Origin of the sequence: Albimonas donghaensis, assembly GCF_900106695.1 — a bacterium.
GTDB lineage: Bacteria > Pseudomonadota > Alphaproteobacteria > Rhodobacterales > Rhodobacteraceae > Albimonas > Albimonas donghaensis.
Genome location: NZ_FNMZ01000004.1, coordinates 158,650 through 181,035 on the forward strand (window position 1 = coordinate 158,650; position 22,386 = coordinate 181,035).

18 protein-coding genes are annotated in these 22,386 nt (G+C 74.3%); 12 read left to right on the plus strand and 6 right to left on the minus strand.

Annotation, left to right across the window (positions count from 1 at the left end):
- Nucleotides 1–140 precede the first annotated feature (140 nt).
- Nucleotides 141–1,151, minus strand: coding sequence for an NADPH:quinone oxidoreductase family protein (locus tag BLV24_RS12875; protein ID WP_176954735.1), 1,011 nt, complete (start codon nucleotides 1,149–1,151; stop codon nucleotides 141–143).
- Between the two features lie 11 nt (nucleotides 1,152–1,162).
- A complete protein-coding gene (locus tag BLV24_RS12880) occupies nucleotides 1,163–2,725 on the minus strand; it encodes an AMP-binding protein (RefSeq protein ID WP_092682371.1) in 1,563 nt (520 codons plus the stop codon).
- 172 nt (nucleotides 2,726–2,897) lie between these two features.
- Between BLV24_RS12880 and BLV24_RS12885 the strand changes: the two genes are divergently transcribed.
- On the plus strand, nucleotides 2,898–4,034 hold the full coding sequence (locus BLV24_RS12885; protein ID WP_092682373.1) for a metallophosphoesterase family protein: 1,137 nt from the start codon (nucleotides 2,898–2,900) through the stop codon (nucleotides 4,032–4,034).
- Nucleotides 4,031–6,670, plus strand: a complete 2,640-nt coding sequence (locus BLV24_RS22870) for an AAA family ATPase (protein ID WP_092682375.1) — start codon at nucleotides 4,031–4,033, stop codon at nucleotides 6,668–6,670. Before BLV24_RS12885 ends, BLV24_RS22870 begins: the two co-directional genes overlap by 4 nt.
- A gap of 82 nt (nucleotides 6,671–6,752) precedes the next feature.
- Here the strand turns inward: BLV24_RS22870 and BLV24_RS12895 are convergent, their stop codons facing one another.
- A complete protein-coding gene (locus tag BLV24_RS12895) occupies nucleotides 6,753–8,021 on the minus strand; it encodes a cytochrome P450 (RefSeq protein ID WP_092682377.1) in 1,269 nt (422 codons plus the stop codon).
- Nucleotides 8,022–8,317: 296 nt separating this feature from the next.
- Here BLV24_RS12895 and BLV24_RS12900 point away from each other — a divergent pair, with 296 nt between their 5' ends.
- From BLV24_RS12900 to BLV24_RS12930, 7 genes are all read left to right on the plus strand, one after another.
- Nucleotides 8,318–9,310 carry an NADPH:quinone reductase gene (locus tag BLV24_RS12900; RefSeq protein WP_092682379.1) on the plus strand — a complete coding sequence of 331 codons (993 nt, stop codon included), beginning with the start codon at nucleotides 8,318–8,320 and terminating at the stop codon, nucleotides 9,308–9,310.
- A gap of 163 nt (nucleotides 9,311–9,473) precedes the next feature.
- Entirely contained in the window at nucleotides 9,474–10,409 is a 936-nt protein-coding gene (locus BLV24_RS12905) for an IclR family transcriptional regulator (RefSeq protein WP_092682381.1), read from the plus strand.
- A 134-nt stretch (nucleotides 10,410–10,543) separates the two neighbouring features.
- The gene (locus BLV24_RS12910) at nucleotides 10,544–11,344 is read left to right on the plus strand and encodes an enoyl-CoA hydratase/isomerase family protein (protein ID WP_092682383.1); all 801 of its coding nucleotides are present in this window, start codon (nucleotides 10,544–10,546) and stop codon (nucleotides 11,342–11,344) included.
- A 14-nt stretch (nucleotides 11,345–11,358) separates the two neighbouring features.
- Entirely contained in the window at nucleotides 11,359–12,174 is an 816-nt protein-coding gene (locus tag BLV24_RS12915; RefSeq protein WP_092682385.1) for an enoyl-CoA hydratase/isomerase family protein, read from the plus strand.
- Between the two features lie 563 nt (nucleotides 12,175–12,737).
- On the plus strand, nucleotides 12,738–13,055 hold the full coding sequence (locus BLV24_RS12920; RefSeq protein WP_092682387.1) for a hypothetical protein: 318 nt from the start codon (nucleotides 12,738–12,740) through the stop codon (nucleotides 13,053–13,055).
- The gene (locus BLV24_RS12925; protein WP_245710553.1) at nucleotides 13,055–14,002 is read left to right on the plus strand and encodes an HTD2 family dehydratase; all 948 of its coding nucleotides are present in this window, start codon (nucleotides 13,055–13,057) and stop codon (nucleotides 14,000–14,002) included. Before BLV24_RS12920 ends, BLV24_RS12925 begins: the two co-directional genes overlap by 1 nt.
- 266 nt (nucleotides 14,003–14,268) lie before the next feature.
- Nucleotides 14,269–15,381 carry a pyridoxal phosphate-dependent aminotransferase gene (locus BLV24_RS12930; RefSeq protein WP_092682389.1) on the plus strand — a complete coding sequence of 371 codons (1,113 nt, stop codon included), beginning with the start codon at nucleotides 14,269–14,271 and terminating at the stop codon, nucleotides 15,379–15,381.
- A 19-nt stretch (nucleotides 15,382–15,400) separates the two neighbouring features.
- Here the strand turns inward: BLV24_RS12930 and BLV24_RS12935 are convergent, their stop codons facing one another.
- Both BLV24_RS12935 and BLV24_RS12940 read right to left on the minus strand, forming a co-directional pair.
- A complete protein-coding gene (locus BLV24_RS12935) occupies nucleotides 15,401–16,567 on the minus strand; it encodes an MFS transporter (RefSeq protein WP_176954736.1) in 1,167 nt (388 codons plus the stop codon).
- A 191-nt stretch (nucleotides 16,568–16,758) separates the two neighbouring features.
- Nucleotides 16,759–17,490: an amino acid ABC transporter permease gene (locus BLV24_RS12940; protein ID WP_092682893.1), complete on the minus strand. Its 732-nt coding sequence runs from the start codon at nucleotides 17,488–17,490 to the stop codon at nucleotides 16,759–16,761.
- A gap of 1,066 nt (nucleotides 17,491–18,556) precedes the next feature.
- Here BLV24_RS12940 and BLV24_RS12945 point away from each other — a divergent pair.
- Nucleotides 18,557–19,339: a transporter substrate-binding domain-containing protein gene (locus BLV24_RS12945; RefSeq protein ID WP_092682393.1), complete on the plus strand. Its 783-nt coding sequence runs from the start codon at nucleotides 18,557–18,559 to the stop codon at nucleotides 19,337–19,339.
- Between the two features lie 32 nt (nucleotides 19,340–19,371).
- Here the strand turns inward: BLV24_RS12945 and BLV24_RS12950 are convergent, their stop codons facing one another.
- Nucleotides 19,372–20,094 carry a 4-hydroxythreonine-4-phosphate dehydrogenase gene (locus tag BLV24_RS12950; protein WP_176954737.1) on the minus strand — a complete coding sequence of 241 codons (723 nt, stop codon included), beginning with the start codon at nucleotides 20,092–20,094 and terminating at the stop codon, nucleotides 19,372–19,374.
- Nucleotides 20,095–20,451: 357 nt separating this feature from the next.
- On the opposite strand from BLV24_RS12950, the gene BLV24_RS12955 reads away from it, so the two are divergent.
- Nucleotides 20,452–21,438, plus strand: coding sequence for an amidoligase family protein (locus tag BLV24_RS12955; protein WP_176954738.1), 987 nt, complete (start codon nucleotides 20,452–20,454; stop codon nucleotides 21,436–21,438).
- Between the two features lie 119 nt (nucleotides 21,439–21,557).
- A complete protein-coding gene (locus tag BLV24_RS12960; RefSeq protein WP_245710571.1) occupies nucleotides 21,558–22,208 on the plus strand; it encodes a gamma-glutamyl-gamma-aminobutyrate hydrolase family protein in 651 nt (216 codons plus the stop codon).
- Nucleotides 22,209–22,386 lie beyond the last annotated feature (178 nt).

Below are 22,386 nucleotides of genomic sequence, written 5' to 3' on the forward strand. Positions count from 1 at the left end.
CGCATGTAGGCCGGCCGTCGCCGCCGAGGCGCCCCCGATCGCGCATAGCCGGCTTGCGCCGCGCGGGCGGAGGCCGCCCGCGGCCCCCCGCTTCCCGGCCCCCGGCCCCCGCCTCCGCCTCCGCCTCCGCCCTCCGGATCTCAGAGGGTCAGGACCACGCGCCCGATCGCCTCGCGCCCGGTGACCAGGCCCATCGCCTCGCGGAACCGCTCCAGCGGCAGCGCGGCGTGGATCTTCGGCGCGATCCGCCCCTCCGCCCACCACTCGGTCAGCTGCGCCACCCCGGCGCGATACATCGGCGCGAACCGCGCCCGCTCATCGACCACGCCCCAGCCCACATACTGGCCCATGTTCAGCCCGCAGACCGAGATGTTCTTCAGCAGCAGGATGTTGGACGGCACCTGCGCGATGTCGCCCCCCACGAAGCCGATCACCACATGGCGTCCGTCGTCGGCAAGGCAGCGCAGGGAGCGGTGCAGCACCTCGCCCCCCACGGTGTCATAGACCACGTCCACCCCGCGCCCGCCCGTCGCCTCCGCCACATAGTCGCGGAAATTCACCTGCGTGGAGTCGATGACGTGATCGGCCCCGGCCGCGCGCCAATAGGCGGCCTTGGCCTCGCCGCGCACCACGGCGAAGGTCTCGCAGCCCATGACCCGCGCGATCTCCATCGCCGGAAGGCCGACGCCGCCCGCCGCGCCATGCACCATGACCTTGTCGCCGGGCTTGATCCCGGCCCGCCAGACCAGCCCGCCATAGGCGGTCATCCAGGACATCGGGACCGGCACGCCCTCCTGCATCGGGCGGCCCTCGGGGATCTCGAAGACATGGCGGGCATGGACCACCACCTGCTCCGCGTAGCCGCCGAAATCGAGCACCGCGAAGACCCGCTGCCCGGCCCGGAACCCCGACTCCGCGCCCGCCTCCAGCACCTCGCCGGCCACTTCGGCGCCCGGCGCGAAAGGCGTGGGCAGCTTGCGCTGATACTTGCCCGCCACCATCAGCGTCGTCGCCCAGCTCACGCCGGAGACCTTGATGCCGATCCGCACGTCCTCGGCGCCGATCGGGCCGGGGACGGGGACGTCCATGATCTCCAGGTCGTCATAGTCGCGGTAGCTCTCGCAGATCACCGCGCGCATGGTCTCGGTCATTCCCATCCCCCTCAGATCGCCCGGTCCCGGCCCTGCCAGAACCCCTCGCGGATCACCCGCTTGAGCACCTTGCCCACCGGGCTGCGGGGCAGGTCCTCCCAGAACTCGTAGCGCTTGGGCGTGTTGACGCCCGACAGCCGCTCCCGCGCCCAGATCCGCAGCGCCTCGGCGTCCAGCGACGCGCCGGGCGAAAGCTGCACCACCGCGGTCAGCGCCTCTCCCCAGCGGTCGTCCGGCGTGCCGATCACCGCGCAGTCCTGGATGGCGGGATGGCCGAGCAGCACCCGCTCGACCTCGCCGGGATAGATGTTGAACCCGCCAGAGATCACCATGTCCCGCTTGCGGTCCACCAGGTAGTAATAGCCGTCCGCATCCCGCCGACCCAGGTCGCCGGTATGGTGCCAGCCATGGGCGAAGGTCTCGGCGGTGGCCTCCGGATTGTTCAGATAGCCGGCCATCACCTGGTTGGAGCGGACCACGATCTCGCCCACCTCGTCGTCGCCCAGCAGCGCCCCGTCCTCGCCCATGATGGCGAGCTGGGTGAACGGCCCCGGCCGCCCGGCGGAGGCGAGCCGATGGGCCAGCGCCGGGTCCGCGGCCGCGTCCGCGTAGTCCTTCGGCCCCATCCAGGTGATCGACATGGCGACCTCGGACTGGGCGTAGAACTGGGCGAAGCAGGGGCCGAAGATGTCGATGGCCCGCCGGATCTTGTCCGGCGACATCGGGGCCGCGGCGAACATGAAATGGCGCAGGGTCGAATAGTCGAAATCCCGCGCCCTGGGGTGGTCCAGCATGGCGTAGATCACCGTCGGGGGCAGCATCAGGTCGGTGATGCCGTCCGCCTCGATCAGCTCCATGATCCGCTCGGGATCGGCCTTGCGCAGCAGCCGCACCATGCCGCCCAGCAGGAACACCGGCGGCGCCAGCCCGCCCGCCGCATGGGTCATCGGCGCCGCCAGCAGATAGCGCTGCGGGGTCTGCGCGCCCCACAGGATCGCATAGGCCGCCGCGTTGATCTCATGCGCGAGATAGCTGTGCGGCACGCCCTTGGGCCGCCCGGTCGTCCCCCCGGTGAAGTTCAGCCGGTAGAGCGTGTCGCGGTCGGTCATCTCCGCCGGCGGCGGGACCGGGGCGCCGTCGTCGCCCTCGATCAGGCTGCGCAGGCCGGGCCGCCCCGCGTCGTCGCGGTCCAGGCACAGCCCCGCCGCCACCGTCTTCGAGCGCGCCACCCATTCCGCCGCCTCTTCGGCATGGTCCGAGTGGTAGATCAGCAGCTTCGGCCCGGTCAGGTCGAGATTGCCGAGATTCTCCTCGAAGGTGGAGCGGGGGTTGAGCGGCACCCACACCGCCTCCGCCCGCCCCAGGCCGAGACAGGCGACATAGCCCCAGGCGTCGTTGGGGGTGATCACGGCCACCCGGTCTCCCGGCCCGATCCCCAGCCGGTTCAGCGCGCGGGCGATGGCATGGGTGGCCTTCCGCGCCTCGCGGTAGGAGATCGTGCGCTCGTCGTCCTTCAGGCACGGCGCGTCGGGCGCAAGCATCGCCCCGCGGTCGAACAGGTCGATGACCCTCATGATGCGGTTTCCACCCTGTTGGTTTCTTGGTTTCGCTGTGCAGTACTAAGGATCGCATAGCGTGCGGTCAAACCAAGTCTCGCGCCGGCGCGCCCGCGCGTCTGGCCCCTCCGCCGGCGATGCTCTATTCCGGGAGGCGACGGGGCGGACCTCCGCGCCCCGGGGGGATGTCATGCTGCGCCTGCTTCACAGTTCCGATCTGCATCTGGGAAAGCGCTACGGCCGCATGCCCGAGGCGCTGCGCGGGCGGCTGACCGAGGCCCGGCACGGCGCGCTGGAGCGTCTGGCCGACGCCGCACGGGCCTCCGGCGCCGCCCATATCCTGATCGCGGGCGATCTCTTCGACGCCGAGACCCCGGCCCCCGCCACGCTCCGCCAGGGGTTTCAGGCGATGGCCGCGGACCCCGCGCTGACCTGGGTGATCCTGCCGGGCAACCACGACTCGCTGGCGGCCGACGAGCTCTGGCCCCGCGCCGCCGCCGAGGCCCCGGCCAATGTCCGCCTGGCGCTCTCGCCCCGGCCCATGGACCTCGCCCCCGGCGCCGTGCTGCTGCCGGCCCCCTGCCCCTCGCGCCGCCCCGGCCGTGACCTGACCGAGTGGTTCGACCGCGCCGAGACCCCGCCCGGCGCCCTGCGCATCGGCCTCGCCCACGGCGCCGTGCAGAGCTTCGGGGAGGAAGGCGCCGTGGACGTGCTCGCCCCCGACCGGGCGCGGCGGGCGGGGCTCGACTATCTCGCGCTCGGCGACTGGCACGGGCAGGTGCGCATCGACGCCCGCACCTGGTATTCCGGCACGCCCGAACCCGACCGCTTCCTGCATCGCGGCCCGGGCGCCGCGCTGGCCGTCACCCTCGACGCCCCCGGCGCGCCCCCCGCCGTCGCCCCCATGGAGACCGGCGATTTCGGGTGGGAGACCGCGGAGCTGGCCCTTCTCCCGGGCGAGGACCCCGCCGCCCGCCTCGCCGCCGCCCTGCCCGCCCCGGCCCGGCGCCGACGCACCCTGCTGCGCATCCTCGCCACCGGCCGCGCCCGCCTGCCCGAGCGCGCCGCCTTCCTCGCCGCCGCCGACCACGCGGCCCCGGATTTCGCCTATGCGGAGATCCGCGCCGACGCCCTCGCGCTCGAACCCGAGGCGGCGGATCTCGACGCCATCGACCGCGCCGGGGCCCTGCGCGACGCCGCCGAAGCCCTGCTGGCCGAGGCCCGCGACCCCGCCCGTCCCGCCCCCGACCGCGCCGCCGCCGCCACCGCGCTGGCCCGCCTGCACGCCTACGCCGCCGAGGATGCGGACGAGGGGGCCCCGGCATGATCCTGCGCGCGCTCCGGCTTGGAAACGTCCGCCGCTTCGCCAATCGCGGCGTGGCGATCGAGGGGATCGGCGACGGCGTCAACGTGCTCTCCGCCCCGAACGAGGAAGGCAAGTCCACCTGTTTCGACGCGCTCAACGCGCTGGTCTTCGTCCCCTACACCTCGTCGGCCGCCGCCGCGAAATCGCTGCGTCCGCATTCCGGCGGCAACCCGCTGGTGGAGGCGGAATTCGAGTTTCCCGACGGGACCTTCCGCGTCGCCAAGCGCTGGCTGGGGGCGAAACGCGCGCTGATCCATGACGCCGGCTCGGGGCGGCTGGTGGCGCAGGGCGACGACGCCGAGGCCTGGCTCTCCGCCCGCCTGCCGGGCGGGCCGCGGGGGCCGGCGGGGCTGCTCTGGGTGGCGCAGGGGGGCGCGGAGCTGGGCGCCGCCGACCGGGGCGCCCGCGAGGACGCGCTCGCCGCCGTGGCCGGAGAGGTCGAGGCCCTGACCGGCGGCCGCCGCATGGTCCGCGCGCTGGCCCGGTGCAACGAGGAGCTGGCCGCGCTGGTCACCGCCACCGGCCGCCCCAGGACCGGCGGCGACTACGCCAGCGCGCTCGACGCCGCCCGGCAGCACGAACAGGCGGCCGAGGCGCTGACCGCCCGCGTCGCGGCCCTGCGCGACACGCTCGCCCGCCGCCGCGCCGACCGCGCCCGGCTCGCCGCGCTCACCGACCCCGAGGCCATGACGCGGCGGGAGGCGGAGCGCGCCGCCACCGCCGCCGCCCTCGCCGCCGCCGCCGCCCGCGCCGACCAGCTCGAAGCCGCCCGCGCTCGCGAAGGCCTGGCCGAGACCCAGGCCCGCGCCGCGGCCGAGACCCGCGCCCGCGCCGCCCAGGCCGCCCGCGACCGGGCCGAGGCCGCCCGCCTCGCCGCCGCCGCCCGGGCCGAGGCCGAAACCGCCGCCGCCGCCGAAGCCGCCGCCGACACCGCCCGCGCCGCCGCCACGGAGGCCGCCCGCGCCGCCGAGGCCGCGCTTGCCTCCGCCCGCGCCCAGGCCGCCCGCGCCGAGGCCCGCGCCCGCGCCGAGGCCGCCGCCGCCCGGCTCGCCGAACTGGAGACCCGCCTCGCGGCCGCCGAAGCCGCCCGCACCCGCGCCGAGACCGCGCAGGCCGAGGCCCGGGCCCTCGCGCTTCCCGACAAGGCCCTGGATACGGTCGAGGATCTGGAACGCCGCCTCTCCACGCTGGAAGCCGCCGAGGCCGCGCAGGCCATGCGCTTTCGCATCGACTACGCCCCCGGCGCCGCCGGCCGGGTCCGGCGCGACGGCGCGGCGCTGGAGGATGGCGGCGGCGGCGCGGCGCTGGGCGAAACCCGGCTGGAGATCGACGGCATCGGCCGGCTGACCCTGATCCCCGCCCCCGGCGCCGGCGCCGAAACCGCCGCCGCGCTGGCCAGGGTGCGGGAGACGCGGGATGCGGCGCTGACCCGGCTCGGCCTGCCCGATCTTCCCGCCCTGCGCGCCCGCGCGGCGCAGGCCGCGGCGCTGGCCCAGGCCGCCCAGGTGGCGGCGGCGGAGGCCCGCGCCTCGGCCCCCGACGGGCTCGACGCCCTGCGCGCCCGCATCGCCGCCCTCAAGGCCGAGGCGCGCCCCCCCGAGGCGCCGCAGGACGCGCCCGCCGAAGCCCCCGACCTGCCCGCCGCCGAGACCCGCGCGGCCGAAACCCGCGCCGCCGCCGCCGCCGCTTCCGCCGCCCATGCCGCCGCGCGCGAAACCGCGATCCGGACCGCCGCCGACGCCAGCCACGCCGAGACCGGGCTGGCCCGGCTCGACGCCGCCCCCGCCGCCGACCCGCAGGCCCTGCAGGACGCCGAGACCCGCGCCGCCGAGGCCCTCGCCGCCGCCCGCGCCGCCCGCGAGGCGCTGGAGGACGGCGCCGCCGATCTCGACGCCGCCCGCGCCGCCGCCGACCGCGCCGCCTCCGTGGTCGCCGCCGCGACGGAGGAAATCGCCACCCTGCGCGCCGCCATCGCCGGCCATGACGCCGCCATCGCCGCCCGCGCCGAGGAGGAGCCCGAGGCCGCGCTGGCCGAGACCGCCGGCCTGGCCGAAGCCGCCCGCGCCAGGGCCGACCGGCTGGCGGTCGAGGTCGCCGCCCTCACCCGCCTGAAATCCGCGCTGGAGACCGCCCGCGCCGCCGCCCGCGACCACTATTTCGGCCCGGTGATAGCGGAGCTGCGCCCCCTGCTCGCGCTGCTGCTGGAAGATACGCCCGGCGGCGGGGCGGGCGGCGGCGGGGCGGGCGGCTTCGACCTGCGCTTCGACGAAGCCAGCCTGCTGCCCGCGGAGCTGGAGCGCGGCGGCGTGGCCGAACCCGCCGCGATCCTGTCGGGAGGGATGCGCGAACAGCTCGCCCTGCTCACCCGGCTCGCCTTCGCGCGGCTGCTGGCCCGCGGCGCGCAGGGCGCCGCGCCGGTGATCCTGGACGACGCGCTGGTCTGGTCGGACGACGACCGGATCGAGCGCATGTTCAACGCGCTCCACCGCCAGGCCCGCGACCTCCAGATCCTGGTGCTCACCTGCCGACAGCGCGCGTTCGAGCGGCTCGGCGGCCGCCCCCTGCGCATGGTCGACTGGACGCCTCCGGAATTGTGACGGCAAGGGCACGGCGGGGGGGGGACGGCGGGCGGGGCGACGGCTCCCGACGGGAGCCGAGCGCCCGACCCCGTCCCCTCCCTCAGACCCGGAGCGTGACGGGCAGCTTCGAGAAGCCAAGCACGAAATTGGACATGACCCGCTCGGCCTCGCCGGTCACTTCGACCCGCTTGAACCGCTTCTGGATCTCCTCCCACAGGATGCGCAGCTGCATCTCCGCCACCCGGTTGCCCATGCAGCGATGCACCCCGAATCCGAAGGACAGATGCGACCGCGCCTTGGCCCGCGCGATGTCGAACTCGTAGGGATCGTCGAAGAAGGCGTCGTCGCGGTTGCCCGAGACATACCACATCACCACCTTGTCCCCCTGCCGGATGGTGCGCCCGCCGACCTCCACATCCTCCAGCGCCGTGCGCCGCATATAGGCCAGCGGCGTCTGCCAGCGGATGATCTCGGACACCATGTTGGGGATCACCGCCGGGTCCGCCGACAGCCGGTCATACTGCTCCGGGAAATCGTTCAGCGCCATCACCCCGCCGGAGATCGAGTTGCGGGTGGTGTCGTTCCCCCCCACGATCAGCAGCATCAGGTTGCCCAGCAGGGTCATCGGGTTCTCGGCCATGTCCGCCGTGGCCGGGTCATGGGCCATCAGCGAGATGAAGTCGAAGCCCGGCTCCCGCGCCTGCCGGTCGCGCCACAGCCCGGTGAAGCAGCCGACGCATTCCATGAGGATCTTCTTGCGCTCCTCCGGGTCCAGCGAGTTGTTGCCCACCTGCGGGGTCGAGGTCACCACGTCCGACCAGAAGGTCAGCTTGCGCCGGTCCTCGAAGGGGAAGTCGAACAGCGTCGCCAGCATCTGCGTCGTCAGTTCGATGGAGACATGCTCCACCCAGTCGAACTCCTCGCCCACCGGCAGCCCGTCGAGGATGTCGCAGACCCGGCCGCGGATCACCGCCTCCAGGTCCTGGAGCCGCTTCGGCCCCACGCCCGGCATCACCGGCTTGCGCCACTTGGCGTGAATCGGCGCGTCGGAGGAAATGAAGCTCTCGGAGCGAAAGCTCTCGTCCCGGTCGCCGATGAAGATGCCCTCGGCCGAGGAGAACTGCCGGTGGTTGGTGTCCACCGCCACGATGGTCTCGTAGCTCGACACCGACCAGTAGGCGCCGAACTCGCTCTCGGCGCAGTAATGCACCGGGGCCTCGGCGCGCAGCCGGTCGAAGAACGGCCAGTGCAGGTTCCGCGCGAAGCGGTCGGCCTTGGAGACGTCCAGCCTGGCCAGCGGCGTGGACCAAGCCTCTTCGCGCGCCTGCGCCAGCGCGGCGCCGATGGCGGAGTCGGTGGATTTGAGCATCGGTGTTTCTCCCTGGGACCCCGGTCGCGGCGCCCCTCCCAAGGCCGGCCCGCGCCGTTGATTGACGCGCAGGATAACCCGACCCGCCCCCGCGCGCCACAACCGAAGGACAAGGGAACGCCACGGAAATCGCCTCTGGCCAGAGCGCGCCCGGCCGGGGCATGGTCTGCCGGCGGCGCGCCTGACGTTGGTCAGGCGCGGGAGGTCAGGCGCTGGGGTCAGGCGCTGGGGTCAAGCTCCGGGGTCAGGCGCCGGCCGCGACCGAAGGCGACGACAGAAGCGGGGGAGGGTTCGATATGCGCGCGGCATGGTACGACCGGCAGGGACCGGCGGCGGAGGTGCTCCAGGTCGGAGATCTCCCGACCCCAGAGCCCGGCCCCGGCGAGGCCCGCGTCCGCCTTCGCGCCTCGGGCGCCAATCCCGCCGACATGGCGCGCCGCGCCGGCCCCGCCCATGTCATGGAGGGCCCGCGCATCATCCCCCATTCGGACGGCGCCGGCGTGGTCGACGCGGTCGGGCCCGGCGCCGATCCCGGCCTGATCGGGCGGCGCGTCTGGCTCTATAACGGTCAGCGCGGGGGGCGCGCGCATGGCACGGCGGCGGAGGCCATCGCGCTCGACGCCTCGCTCCTCACCCCCCTGCCCGATCATGTGAGCTTCGAGGAGGGCGCCTGTCTCGGCATCCCCTGCATGACCGCCTGGGCCTGCGTGCATTCCGACGGGCCGGTGACCGGCAGGACGGTCCTGGTCACCGGCGGCGCCGGGGCGGTGGGGAACTACGCCGTCCAGCACGCCGTGCGCGACGGGGCGCGGGTGATCGCCACCGTCTCCGACCCCGAAAGCGAGGCGGCGGCGCGCGCGGCCGGCGCCCATGCGGTGCTGCGCCGGGACGCGCCCGATCTCGCCGACGAGATCCTCGAAGCCGCCTCCGGCCCCGTCGACCGCATCGTCGAGGTGGATCTGGGCGGCGACGCCGCCGTCGCCCAGCGGGTGATCGGCGTCAACGGCGTGATCGCGGCCTACGCCTCCAGGGGCGACCCGCGCCCGGCGCTCGACGTCTACGGCCTGCTTCGGCGCAACGTGACCCTGCGCATGTTCCTGCTGCCGATCTCGCCCCTGCCGCTGCGGCAGGCCGCGCAGGCGGCCATCGCCGCCTGGCTCTCCGACCCCGCGCAGCCGGCCCGCCACGCGGTCGCCGCGCGCTTCCCGCTCGCCGACATCGCCGCGGCGCACCAGGCGATCGAGGCCGGGGGCAAACGCGGCACGGTGGTTCTGCTGCCCGAACGCTGACCCCGCCCCCTCCGATCGCCCCGTTAGATCGCCCCGTCAGACGGCGCCGTCAGACCGTCCCGCGCCCCGCCCTCCGCCCGGCCGGGACCGCCCGGCGGCGCCCGCAAGTGGACATTCCCCGCCCGATGCGCCAAGCCTTTGGTTTGGTCCCCAAGGAGATCCGATGACGCCGTCTCGCGCTGATCCCAACGCCCCGCCCACCGCCGAAAGCGCGAAGGATGAGCGGTTCGCCGCGCCCGAGACCGAGGGCGCCGCGCGGGAGAGCGCCGGCGACGCGCCCTCGACCTCGCGTTCGGCCATGCAGCTGGGCCTGGACGAGGAAACCTCCGAGCGGCTGGCGCGCGACCGCAAGTTCGTCTGGGCGCTGGCCCGCGGGCTGGAGATCCTACGCGCCTTCTCCGCCCGCCCGGCGCCGCTGGGCAATTCCGAGCTGGCCGAGATCACCGACCTGCCCAAGGCCACCATCACCCGCCTGACCCATACGCTGACCGAACTGGGCTATCTGCGCCTGATCCGCCGGCTGGGGAAATACGAGCCCACCGCCGCCCTGCTGACGCTGGGCTACCCGGTGATCTCCTCGCTGCGGGTGCGGCTGGTGGCGCGGGAGCCGATGCTCAAGCTCGCCTCCGACGTGGACCTGTCCATCGCCCTCGCCGCGCGGGACCGGCTGGGCATGATCTACGTGGACGCCTGCCACCCGCCCTCGATGACCACGATCCGGCTGGAGGTCGGCACCCGCGTCGACATCGCCACCACCGCGCTGGGCCGCGCCTTTCTCGCCGGCATCGACCCGTCCGAGCGCGACTACATCTTCGAGCGCCTGGCCCGGAAGCTCGGCCCAGCCTGGCCGGCGCTGCATGTGCGGGTGCTCGATTCCATCGCCGAGGTGGAGGAGCGGGGATTCTGCATCGTCGACGGCGAATGGCAGTCCGACATCCGCGCGGTGGCGGCGCCGGTGATCTCTCCCGACCGGTCCGAGGTCATGGCCCTGAACGCCGCCGGCCCGCTCTTCGCCGCCAGCCGCGACACGATGGAGCGGGAGGTGGGCCCGCGCCTGGTGCATCTGAGCCGCGCCATCGGACCGATGCTCAACCGCTGAAACGCGTGCGGATCGGACGGGTCGGGCGGATGGGACGGAGGGGCGCGAGGCTGCCGGGCCTTGCATTCCGACGTTCCGCAGCGCAGAACTGACCGAAGAAACCAGAACGGCGCGCACGCGCCGCGGGAGGAACCATGTCCGACGCCCCCAACCAGGCCGATCCCGGCAGGGTTCTCGTGACCCGTGACGGCGGGGTCGCGACCCTGACGCTCGACTGTCCCAGCAAGCGCAATGCATTCACTCCCGACATCAAGACCGGGCTTATCGATGCGCTCAGCGCATCGATCGAGGATCGTGATGTCCGCGTCATCGTCATCACAGGCGCCGCGGGGCACTTCTCCGCCGGCGGCGACATCACCGGGATGACGAAGTTCGCCGGCGCGCAGGAGGGGCGGGAGTCGCTGCTCAAGCTGCACCGTCTCACCCGCCTGATCGTGGACTGCGAGAAGCCGGTGATCGCGGCGGTGGAGGGCGCCTGCGCGGGCGGGGGCCTCGCGCTCGCGGCCTCCTGCGATATCGTCATCGCCGGCGAGGGGGCGAAATTCTCCTGCGGGTTCCACAAGATCGGCCTGATGCCCGACCTCGGCGCGGTCTGGAGCCTGCCCCTGCGCATGGGTCTTGGGCGGGCCAAGATGTTCATGCTGATCGGCGACCCGATCTCGGCCGCCGACGCCTGCCGCGACGGGCTGTGCGAAAAGGTCGTGCCCACCGGCGAGGCGCTGGACGCGGCCATGGCCATGGCCGGCAAGATGGCGAAATCCGCCCCGATGGCATTGGGTTACACCAAATCGGTGCTGGCGCGGATGCCCGACGGGCTCGACGCCATGCTGAAGGCCGAGGCCGACGCCCAGTTCGCGCTGATGGCCTCCGACGACTTCCGGGAGGGCCGGACCGCCTTCCTCGAAAAGCGCGCGTCCAGGTTCACCGGCCGCTGAGAGAGGGACCGATCATGACCGACCAGGCCAACGCCCGTCCCGCCGAACCCGGCCCCTCCGATCCGCTCTGCGTGGGGGTCCGCCACGGGACCACGCAGGTGATCTGGATGAACGATCCCAGGCGCCGCAACGCCCTCAGCCTCGAAATCCGCTCGGTGCTGATCGCCGAGATGGAGGCCGCCATGGCCGACCCGGAGGTCCGCGCCATCGTGCTCGCGGGGTCGGGCGGGTGCTTCTGCGCCGGCGGCGACATCGCGGGGATGAAGGACATGAAGGCCGGCGCCTCGCGCGCACGGTTGCAGGACATCCACCGGCTGGTGCGGCTGATGCATTACGGCCCCAAGCCGGTGATCGCCGCGGTCGAGGGCTGGGCGGTCGGCGGCGGGCTGTCGCTGGCCGCGGCCTGCGACGTGATCGTGGCCTCGCGGGAGGCGAAGTTCGCGCTGAGCTTCGCCAGGATCGGCCTGATGCCGGACCTCGGCGCCCTGCAGGCGCTTCCGGCGCGCATCGGGGTGGGGCGCACCAGGCTGCTGGCCTACACCGCGCGCACCATCGACGCCGAGACCGCCGCCGCCTGGGGCGTGGCGGACGAGCTCTGCGCCCCCGGCGAGGCCGTCGCCGCGGCGATGAGAATGGCGGAGGAGACCGGGCGTCTGGCGCCGCTCGCCATCGCCGCCACCAAGCAGACGCTGGCCCGGGCGCCCCAGGGCATGGACGAGCTGCTGTCCGGCGAGGCCGACACCCAGGCCCTGCTGTTCTGCACCGACGACCTGAAGGAGGGCGCCGCGGCCTTCCTCGAAAAGCGCCCGGCCGAGTTCCGCGGGGCCTGAGGCCCGCCCCCTTCGCCGCAGGCCGGCGGAGGGGGAGGCCCGCCCGCGCGCCATGCGCAGCGCTTTCATATCGCACGCGTTCTTCCCGCCGCCCTCCTGCATCTCGCGCGGATTTCACGCTCCCGCCCGCGAAGGCCGCCCCCTCGGCTTGACCTTTCGCGCCGGGGACGGGCTATGTGCGGGAAACGCCGAGCTTCCGCCGCCCGTCGCGCCGCCGCGCGCCCGGGGACGGCGGCGGACAAGATGGAGGAAGCCATGTTCCCGCGCCACCTCGCCCCCGATCCCACACGCCGCCTCGCCCGCGGCCTTGTCGCCGGGCTTGTCGCCGGCCTTCTCATCGGGGCCGGCGCGCCGGCCCCCCGCGCCGCCGCCGCCGATGCCGACGACGTGGAAGCCCGCTCAACGCCGCGCTGGAGGCCTACCGGGCCGGCGACATCGCCCTGGCGCGCGAGGAGACGGCCTTCGCCGCCACCCTGCTCGACCAGCTCAAGGCCGACGATCTCGGGGCCTTCCTGCCCGAGCCCCTGCCCGGCTGGACGCGGGAGGAGGGCGGCGACGCCGGCATGGCCTCGGCGATGTTCGGGGGCGGGCTGGTGTCCCAGGCGGTCTATGTCCGCGACGGCGAAAGCATCGAGATCACGCTGGCCGCGGACGGGCCGATGGTCACCGCGATGTCGGCGATGTTCTCCAACGCCATGGCGCTGAGCGCCATGGGCAAGGTCTCGCGCATCGGCCAGCACAAGGCGGTGACCGACGAGGACGGCGAGATGCGCGCCCTCATCGCCCGCCGGGTGCTGGTGTCGGTGTCCGGAGACGCCGGCCCCGAGACCAAGGCGGCCTATTTCGAAGCGATCGACCTCGACGCTCTGGCGGAGTTCTGATGACCATGACCGAAGATCGACGTCCCACCCTCGCGGTGGTTTCCGGCGGCGCGCCCGACGCGCCCTCCGACCCGTCCGCGCCCACGGCCGGGGCGGCCGCGCAGGTCAACGGCGACGACGCCCTGCCCGACAGCGCCGGCGCCCCCCTGGTGATGGACGAGCGGGTGGATCCCTGGCGGGTGGCCTCCTGGCATACCTCCCTGGGCCGGACCGATGCGGAGCCCGCGCCCGGCGACCCGCTGCCGCCGATGTGGCATTTCCTGTTCTTCCCCGAAGTGCAGCGCCCCGAGGGCCTGGGCGTGGACGGCCATCCGCGCCCCGGAGGTTTCCTGCCCGACACCGGCCTGCCGCGCCGGATGCGCGCCGGCGGGCGGATGGAATTCCTGGCCCCGCTGCCGATCGGGGCCGAGGCGCGCCGGGTCTCGGTCATCCAGAACGTGGCGATCAAGCAGGGCGGATCGGGCTCGCTGGCCATCGTCACCGTGCGCCATGAGATCTCGGGCCCCGACGGGGTGGCGATGCGCGAGGAGGAGGACCTGGTCTACCGGGCCGCGGCCTCGCCCGACGACAAGCCCCGCCCCAAGGCGCCGGCCAAGGACGAGACGCCGACCTTCAGCCGCGACTTCACGGCGGATCCGGTGCTGCTGTTCCGCTATTCGGCGCTGACCTTCAACGGGCACCGGATCCATTACGACCTGCCCTACGCGACGCAGGAGGAAGGCTATCCGGAGCGGGTGGTCCACGGTCCCCTGATGGCGCAGCTGCTGGCGGACCTGCTGCGCGACAAGACCGGCAAATGGCCCAAGCAGTTCGACTATCGCGCGGTGTCGCCGATTTTCTGCGGGCAGACCTTCCGGCTCTGCGGGCGGACCTTCGGGGACCAGGCGGAGTTGTGGGTGCTCAACCCCGACGGCGGCCTGGCGCTGGAGGCGAAGGCGAAGCTCTGACGTCCCCCAGGGGCTGAACGGGGGGCCTAACAGGGGCGGGGAACGGGGGGACGGCGGGCGGGGCGATGCGCCCCGCAGGGGGCGCGAGCGCCCGACCCGACGTCGCCCCGACGTCACCCCGCCGCGCTCCCCCGCCGCCCTCCCGCGCGCCCTCCCCTGCGGCGCGCAGGACGCGGGACGCTTGACGCGACTGCCCGCGTATGGAATTCCCCGCGGCCCTCAGGCGCCCTCATCCGCGCCGGGCAGCCCGATCCGGAGGTCCCGCCATGTCCCGTCCCCGCTTCACCCCGCTGGTGCAGTCCCTGCCCTCCACCGTCCCCTTCGTCGGGCCGGAGACGCAGGAACGGGCCATGGGCCGCGCCTTCAAGGCCCGCCTCGGCGCCAATGAAAGCGTGTTCGGCCCCTCGCCCGCGGTGCAGGCGGCCATGCAGGCGGCGCTGCCCGACATCTGGATGTATGCCGACCCCACCCACCTGGCCCTGCGCGAGGCGCTCTCGGCCCGCCATGACGTGCCGGTGGAGAACATCGTGGTCGGCGAGGGCATCGACGGGCTGCTGGGCCTGCTGGTGCGGGTGCTGGTGTCGGACGGCACGCCGGTGGTGACCTCGCGCGGGGCCTATCCGACCTTCAACTACCACGTCACCAGCTTCGGCGGGCGGCTGGTGCAGGTCCCCTATCGCGACGATCACGAGGATCCCGACGCGCTGGTCGCCGCCGCGCATTCGGAAGGCGCGCCGCTGGTCTACATCGCCAATCCCGACAACCCGATGGGGTCCTGGCATGGCGCCGAGGTGATCGAGGGCATGCTCGACGCCCTGCCCGAGGGCTGCGTGCTCTGCCTCGACGAGGCCTATATGGAATTCGCCCCCGACGGGACCGAGCCGCGCATCGACCCCGAGGACGACCGGGTGATCCGGATGCGCACCTTCTCCAAGGCCCAGGGCATGGCCGGGGCGCGGGTGGGCTACGCCATCGGCTCGCGGCGGATGATCGAGGCCTTCGGCAAGGTGAAGAACCACTTCTCCATGACCCGCCTGTCGCTGGTGGGGGCCGAGGCCGCCGCCCGCGACGCGACCTGGATCCCCCATGTGCGCCGCGAGGTGGTCGCCGCCCGCGCCCGCATCGCCGCCATCGCGGAGGCCAACGGGCTGACGGCCCTGCCCTCCGCCACCAATTTCGTGGCGGTGGATTGCGGGCGCGACGGCGATTTCGCCAAGGCGGTGCTGTCGGCGCTGATCGAGCGCGGGGTCTTCGTGCGCATGCCCTTCGCCGAGCCGGAGAACCGCTGCATCCGCGTCTCGGCCGGCACGCCGGAGATGCTGGACGTGCTGGAAGCCGTGCTGCCCGAGGCGCTGGCCGAGGCCCGCGCCGCGCGCTGATCGCGGGCCGCCGCCGGTCTCACGCCTCCGGCGGGCCGGCCAGCCGGCGCAGGCGCAGCATCGCCCCGAAGGCGCAGAGCGCGGCGACGAAGCCCGCGGCCACCGGCGCCATCGGTCCGCCATGGGTCGAGAGCGCCGCGAAGCCCGGCGGCGCCGCCGCGAAGGCCACATGCATGGGCAGGCCCAGCCGGGTCCAGTGTCGGGCGTAGGCGGCGGGGTCGAAGACCTCCAGCGGCAGGGTGGCGCGGGCGACCGACATCAGCCCGCTCGCCGCCCCGTAGATCAGCGCGAAGGCCACGGCGCCCGCGGTCCCGCCCCCGGCGAAGGCCAGCACCAGGAAGGCCAGCGGCATGGCGGCGGTGGCGCCGATGGCCAGCCCCATCGCGGTGGACCGGCCGCCCAGCGCCATGTCCAGCGCCCGCGCGCCCACCTGCGCGACCCCGACCAGGGCCGCGACCAGCACCGCGGTTTCGGCATCGAGGCCAAGCGCCGCCAGCACCTCGGGCAGCGCCACCATCAGCCCCCAGGTCACCACCCCGATCAGCGAAACCCCCAGCGCCAGCCAGGCGAAGCGCGCGGTCTCGGCCCCGCGATAGGCGCGAATGACGGGCGCCGCCCCGCCCCCCGCCGCGCTGAGATGGTCCGCGGGCCGCGGCCCGGGCGCGAACCAGTGCAGCGGCAGGCAGACCAGCAGATGCAGCGCCGCGAAGACCAGCACCGTGCCGCGCCAGCCCAGGCCCGCCTCCAGCCAGAGCATCGCCGGAAAGCCCACCGGCGCCGACAGGCCCGAGATCAGCATCGCCGCCCCGATGCCCTTGCGCGCGCCGGGGCCAAGGCGCTCGGCCAGCAGGGCGTAGGCGCCGGTCGAAAGCGCCAGCGCCCCGCCGACGCCCATCGCCGTCCAGGCGACGAAGTAGCCGACCGGCCCCTGCACGACCGCGAGCCCCGCCAGCGTCAGCGCCAGCAGGGCCGAGCCCGCGGTCAGCACCGGCCGCGCCCCGTGCCGGACCATCACCGGCCCCAGCAGCGGCGACGCCACCGCCAGCGACAGAAGAAAGGCCGAGGCCGCCGCGAAGGCGGCGGGCAGCGACATCCCCAGCGCCTCGCCCATCGGCCGGCCCAGCACCGCGGGCGCGTTGAAGGTGGTCCCCCAGCCGATCAGCTGGGTGACGGCGACGGCGACCACCAGCCGCAACGATCCGGCGGAGCGGGGAGGGGACGGCGCGGGCGCGGTCTCAGGCGCGGGCGCAGTCTCAGGCGCGGGCTCAGGCGCGGGCTCAGGCGCGGGCGCGGGCTCAGGCGCGGGCTCGGGGGATGGGCGGGGGCGCGGTTCCCCGGCCGCCCGCCCGTCCGGGGCGTCGCCGGCGCGCGCGTCGCTCACCGGTCGCTCCGCGCCATGCGCCGCTCCAGCCAGCGCACCGACTGGGAGACGGCGAGGATCAGCACCAGATATTCCAGCACCAGCACCGTGTAGATCTCCAGCGGCCGGTATTCCGTCACCACCAGCTCGTTGGCCCGCCGCGTCAGCTCCTGCATCCCGATGACCGAGACCAGCGCCGACATCTTCAGCATGTAGGCGAACTGGTTGGCCAGGGGCGGCAGGATGTGGCGCAGCGCCTGGGGCAGGATCACCTGGCGCATGGTCTGGGTCCAGGTGAGACCGAGCGCCTGGGCGGCCTCGGTCTGGCCCTTGGGCACCGACTGGATGCCGGAGCGGAAGATCTCCGCCTCGAAGGCGCTGTCGGAGAGGGCGAGCGCGAACACTCCGGCCCAGAACACGTTGATGGCGATGCCGGCCACCACCGGCAGGCCGTAATAGACCCACAGGATCAGCACCAGGATGGGGATGGCGCGGAACACCTCGACATAGACCATGTTGGCCCGCCGGCCCCATTTGTTCTTGCCGATGGCGGGCAGCGCCACGATCAGCCCGGCGAGGATCGAGATCGCCATGGCCGTGACCGAGAGCAGGATCGTGTCCCAGACCCCGCCGATGAGAAAGCCGAGATTGGAGCGTCCGGCGGGTGTGAAGGGCGAGACCACGTACCACCCCCATCCGCCGCCGCCCGCGCCCTGCCCGCAGCCGGCCAGCAGCAGCGCGGCCGCCATCGCGGCGAGGGCGACGGCGCGGCGCGGAAGCGCGGAGCGGCCCGGCGCGTGGATCGGGGCGCGGCCCGGCGCGTGGATCGGCGCGTGGATCGGCGCGGGGCCCGACATGTGAATCGAGGCGCGGCGGGCGGGCGCCGGCGCCGGGCGGAGGCTTTGGGGGATCATCGGAAGGCGTCTCCCTCGCGGCGCGGGTCGCGGCGGTTCGGCGGGACGATAGACGCCGGCTCCCGCCCGCGAAACGCGCGGAGAAGCCGCGGCCGCTTTGGGAACGGGGCTTTCGGGTGGGCTTTCGGGGGGGCTTGCGGGGGGGCTTTCGGGCGGGGCGTGCGGATGGGGCGGGGTGGCGCCGCGCCCGGACCGCGCAGGGCCGGCAACGGGGAGGATGGCGAAGGCAGCGGCGCCAGGGGACGTTTCGCCGGCCCCGCGCCGCCCATCAGGCGGCCGGCTGCGCGGGGCGGGTCGCAACCGCAGCCCGCAGCTAATCCCCCCCGATCCTGACTTTTCTCCGCCGCGCGCGACCTTTCCCCCAGGGCCCCCGGGCCGCCCGGCGCCCGGCCGAAACGCCGCGCGGGCGACACGGCGACGACCCGCGCGCCGGTCGACGCGCGGCCCGGGTCGCGGTCCGGGGCGCGCGCTGAGAAGGCGGGCCGTCATCGGCGCCGTCACGCGCGGCGGCGGGCCTGTTCACCTTCATGTCAAGTTTGCGCGCGCCAGCGCCAAGTTGAGACTGACAGCCCCGTCCAACCTGCTATCGTGGCCGCGCGGCGGGTCCGCGCCCGGCCCCGCCGGCCGCCCCGCCCCGCCCGATCCGCCGGCGCGTCCCGCGCCAAACCCGCCCGGCGCGTCCCGCGCCAAACCCGCCCGGCGCGTCCCGCGCCAAATCCGTCCGGCGCGTTCCGCGCCAAACCCGCCCGGCGCGCATCCTGCGCCAGCCCCTTCCGGCGCCCCCGCGCCGCCCCGTCCCGGCGCGCGACCCGCGCCCGGACGGCGCCCATACCCGGCCCGGAGGCCCGGCGCGCCCCGCTCGGGCCGCCCCACGCCTCCGCCGCCCGACACGGAGTGAGACATGCGATCCATCCTCGCCCTCGGCCTGGCGGCCGCCCTGGCGCTCGGCGCCGCGGCCGGCGCCCAGGCCCAGTCCGCCCTCGGCGAAATCCTCAACGGCGGCGTGCTCAAGGTCGGCACCACCGGCGACTGGAACCCGATGAGCGTGCGCGACCCAGCCTCGAATTCCTACAAGGGCTACGACATCGACGTGATGGAGGCGCTGGCCGCCGATCTCGACGTCGAACTGGAATTCGTGCCCACCGACTGGAAGACCCTGGTCAACGGCGTGGTGGCCAAGAAATACCACATGACCGGCTCGGCCTCGATCAGCCCGGCGCGCATGAAGGTGGCGGGCTATTCGGACAGCTACCTCACCGTGGTGATCCTGCCCTTCACCACCAACGAAAAGCTGGAGCGGTTCAAGGACTGGGACGACATCGACCAGTCCGACGTGATCGTGGCCACCACGCTGGGCACCACCTTCGAGAAATACGTGAAGGAATGGTTCCCCAACGCCCGCATCAACGTGGTCGAGGCCCCGGCCCGCGGCTATCAGGAAGTGATCGCGGGGCGCGCCGACGTGTTCGTGACCTCGAATATCGAGGGCGCGACGCTGATCGAGAAGTTCCCCAACATCGCCCGCGTGCAGGTGAGCACGGCCCGCTCGCCCTCGCCCATCGCGATGCTGCTGCCCCAGGACGACCAGGTCTGGATCAACTACGTCAACAACTGGATCAAGGTGAAGAAGCTGGACGGGTTCTTCCAGAAGACCGCCGTGAAATGGGGCCTCGCCGCCGAGTAAGGCGCAGCCGCCCGCCTCCGCCCCGGCCGGGTTCAGCCCGGCCGGGCGCCCGCTCCTCCCGCCCCCGCGCCCGCCCCGGCCGCGCGCCGGGTGGCGGCGGAGATGGCGGAGAGCTGATCGGTCAGCCCCGCCCCCGCCCCCGGAAACGCCCCGTCCAGCGCCGCCGTGCCGATGGTGAACCCCGCGGCGCCCGAGGCCGCGGCGGCCTCGATCCGGCCCGGATCGGCGATCGACCCCGCCATGATCACCGGCTTGGGCGTGGCCCGGCACACCGCGCGCATCAGCGCCGGCACGTCCCCCGCATGGCGATAGGCCAGCAGGTCGAGCCCGTGGACGTCGTCCCGCTCCGCCAGCCGGGCGGCGGAGGCGGCGATCTCCTCCACCCCGCCCTCCAGCACGCTGGGATGCCCGGTGATCCGCCCCGGAAACGGCGAATAGCGGATCCCGGCCGAGGCCAGCACCGGCGCCACCAGTTCCGCCCGCGTGCCGCCCAGCAGGTGATCCACCCCGATGGCGGCGGCGACGGAGGCCGACCGCAGTTCGGTCTCCGCATCCAGCGACACGACCTCCAGATAGGTCGTCGCCCCGCCGGCGCGCAGGCGGGCGTTGAGCAGGGCGAGCTCGCGTTCCGGCAGGCCCACGTCCTTGAACCCGATATGGCGCAGGCCGAGCGCCAGCGCCGTCTCGGCATGGGCCATGGCGTCCGGCACGGTGCGGTCGTTGCGGGTCAGCATGAAGATGAAATCGAAACTCATCGGCGGCGCTCCCTGTGCGGCGCGGGCGGGCGGACTGGGCCGGGCGGGCTGGGGCGGGCGGGCTGGGACGGGCGGGCTGGGGCGGACGGAATGGGCCGGGCGGACTCGGGCGCGCGCCCAGCATCGGCCCTGCGCGCGCGATTGAAAAGCGCCGAGACGCCGCCCGGATCGAACCGCCCCCTCCCATGCGGACCCGTCCCAATTCGGCACTGACGGTTGAAGGGCGCGCCGCGCGGGCTAGCCTTCTTCCCGACTCCATCGGCCCCGCCGCGCCCTTTCCCGGCGCCCCCCGGCCCCTCGCACGATCCTCCGCAGGCCGCGCCCGCATGACCGGCGCGCCGCATGAAAGGAATTGCCATGACCGCCCGCGCCTTCCGCCCGCCCCCCGCCCCCGACAACCGCGAGGGCGCCCCCCGCCGCGTGGGGGTGGAGCTGGAATTCGCCGGCATCGCCCCGGCCGACGCCGCCCGCGCCGTGGCCGCCGTTCTGGACGCGACCCCGCGTGAGACCGGCCCCGGCGCCTGGGAGGTCGACGGCCCCGGCGGGACCTGGGAGATCTATCGCGACAGCGCCCTGCGCAAGACCGAGCGGGGGCGGATGCTGGTGGACCTCGCCGCCTCGGTGATCCCGGTGGAGGCGGTGGCCCCGCCGCTGCCGCTCGCGGAACTGCCGCGGGTGGAGGCCGCGGCGACGGCGCTGCGCGAGGCCGGCGCCTCGGGCACCCATGACGGCGCCCTGCTGGGGCTGGGGATGCATCTGAACGTCGAGGCGCGGTCCACCGAGGCCCGCGACCTGGTGCCGGTGCTGCGCGCCTACGCGCTGATCGAGGACAGCCTGCGCGCCGCCGATCCGATCGACCTGGCCCGCCGCGCCCTGCCCTTCGTGGACCCGTTCCCCTCGGCCTTCGCGACGGCGGCGGCGGCGGGCGCGGACTGGGATTTCACCGCCATGGCGGACGCGTATCTGGACCACAACCCGACCCGCAACCGGGGGCTGGACGTGCTGCCGATCCTCAAGCTCGTGGACGCGGCGCGGGTGGAGGCGGCGCTCGGCTCCGAGATCAAGATCGGCGCCCGCCCGGCCTGGCATTACCGCCTGCCAGACTGCCGCATCGACGAACCCGACTGGTCCGTCGCCCGCGAATGGGGCCGCTGGCTGCTGGTCGAGGAGGTCGCGGACCGCCCTGAATTGCTGGAGGCGCTGGCCGCGGCGCGGCTCGAATTCGACGATCAGCTGCTGGCCCTGCCCGGCGAATGGCGCAAGCGGTCCGACGCGATCCTGGAGGATGCGGGCCTGTCTCCCTCCGCCCGCATGGCCGAGGGGTCGCCGGAGGAAGCGGCATGAGGGGGGCGTCGCTGGGGCGGATCGCCCAGGGGCTCTGGGCGGCGCTGATCGGTCCGGACGATCGGCCGGTGATCGGGGTCACCTGCTCGCGCCGCTCGGGCTGGCGGATCTTTCCGCTGATGCGCCTGTCGGTGGCGGCGGCGGGCGGCAGGGCGCTGCGCTGGGACGAGGCGCAGGACGTGGATCTCGACGCCGTGGACGGCGTGGTGATCGGGGGCGGGGACGACATCTCGGCCGAGCTTTACGGCGGAGAGCTCATCGCGACCTCCCGCGTGGACCCGGAGCGCGACCGGATGGAGCTGGCGGTGATCCGCGGCGCGCTGGAGCGCGGGCTGCCGATGCTGGGGATCTGCCGGGGGTCGCAGATGCTCAACATCGCGCTGGGCGGGAACCTGGACCAGGACGCCTATGCGACCTACGGAAGCTCGGACCCCACCCGCACCATCCTGCCCCGCAAGACCGTGCAGGTCGCGGCGGACAGCCGGCTGGCGGCCCTGGCGGGGTCCGAGCCGATGGTGGTGAATTCGTTGCATTCGCAGGCCGTGGACCGGCTGGGTGAGGGGCTGCGGGCGGTGGCGCATGATCCGTCGGGCATGATCCAGGCGGTGGAGCGGGACCGCGAGCCCTTCGCGCTGGGCGTGCAGTGGCATCCCGAGCATCTGGTCTACGCCCGCCGCCAGCGCCGCCTTTTCCGCGGGCTGGTCCGCGCGGCGGCCGCCGGCAAGGCGCGGCGGCCGCATCTGGAAGCGGTGGACGCGATCGAGGCCTGAGGCGCGCGAAAGGCGGCCGTGCGGGCGGCGGCGGCGGGGGCGGCGGGTTCGCACCCGCCCTACGCGGAGGGGACCGAGGCGCGAAGCGCCGCAAGGGCGCCGCAGCCGGCCATACCGAAAGAACGAACGCGCCGGCCGGGGCGGACCCGGCCGGCGCGCGGCGTTGCGGACAGAGGAG

Excerpts from the sequence above, each read along its gene's own strand:
- BLV24_RS12880 (WP_092682371.1), bottom strand. The coding sequence starts at position 2,725 with ATGAGGGTCATCGACCTGTTCGACCGCGGGGCGATGCTTGCGCCCGAC.
- BLV24_RS12925 (WP_245710553.1), top strand. The coding sequence starts at position 13,055 with ATGACCATGACCGAAGATCGACGTCCCACCCTCGCGGTGGTTTCCGGC.
- BLV24_RS12895 (WP_092682377.1), bottom strand. The coding sequence starts at position 8,021 with ATGCTCAAATCCACCGACTCCGCCATCGGCGCCGCGCTGGCGCAGGCG.
- BLV24_RS12955 (WP_176954738.1), top strand. The coding sequence starts at position 20,452 with ATGACCGCCCGCGCCTTCCGCCCGCCCCCCGCCCCCGACAACCGCGAG.
- BLV24_RS12910 (WP_092682383.1), top strand. The coding sequence starts at position 10,544 with ATGTCCGACGCCCCCAACCAGGCCGATCCCGGCAGGGTTCTCGTGACC.
- BLV24_RS12940 (WP_092682893.1), bottom strand. The coding sequence starts at position 17,490 with ATGGCGGCCGCGCTGCTGCTGGCCGGCTGCGGGCAGGGCGCGGGCGGC.
- BLV24_RS12950 (WP_176954737.1), bottom strand. The coding sequence starts at position 20,094 with ATGAGTTTCGATTTCATCTTCATGCTGACCCGCAACGACCGCACCGTG.
- BLV24_RS12930 (WP_092682389.1), top strand. The coding sequence starts at position 14,269 with ATGTCCCGTCCCCGCTTCACCCCGCTGGTGCAGTCCCTGCCCTCCACC.
- BLV24_RS12915 (WP_092682385.1), top strand. The coding sequence starts at position 11,359 with ATGACCGACCAGGCCAACGCCCGTCCCGCCGAACCCGGCCCCTCCGAT.
- BLV24_RS12900 (WP_092682379.1), top strand. The coding sequence starts at position 8,318 with ATGCGCGCGGCATGGTACGACCGGCAGGGACCGGCGGCGGAGGTGCTC.
- BLV24_RS12920 (WP_092682387.1), top strand. The coding sequence starts at position 12,738 with ATGGCCTCGGCGATGTTCGGGGGCGGGCTGGTGTCCCAGGCGGTCTAT.
- BLV24_RS12875 (WP_176954735.1), bottom strand. The coding sequence starts at position 1,151 with ATGACCGAGACCATGCGCGCGGTGATCTGCGAGAGCTACCGCGACTAT.
- BLV24_RS12960 (WP_245710571.1), top strand. The coding sequence starts at position 21,558 with ATGCGCCTGTCGGTGGCGGCGGCGGGCGGCAGGGCGCTGCGCTGGGAC.
- BLV24_RS12885 (WP_092682373.1), top strand. The coding sequence starts at position 2,898 with ATGCTGCGCCTGCTTCACAGTTCCGATCTGCATCTGGGAAAGCGCTAC.
- BLV24_RS12945 (WP_092682393.1), top strand. The coding sequence starts at position 18,557 with ATGCGATCCATCCTCGCCCTCGGCCTGGCGGCCGCCCTGGCGCTCGGC.
- BLV24_RS22870 (WP_092682375.1), top strand. The coding sequence starts at position 4,031 with ATGATCCTGCGCGCGCTCCGGCTTGGAAACGTCCGCCGCTTCGCCAAT.
- BLV24_RS12905 (WP_092682381.1), top strand. The coding sequence starts at position 9,474 with ATGACGCCGTCTCGCGCTGATCCCAACGCCCCGCCCACCGCCGAAAGC.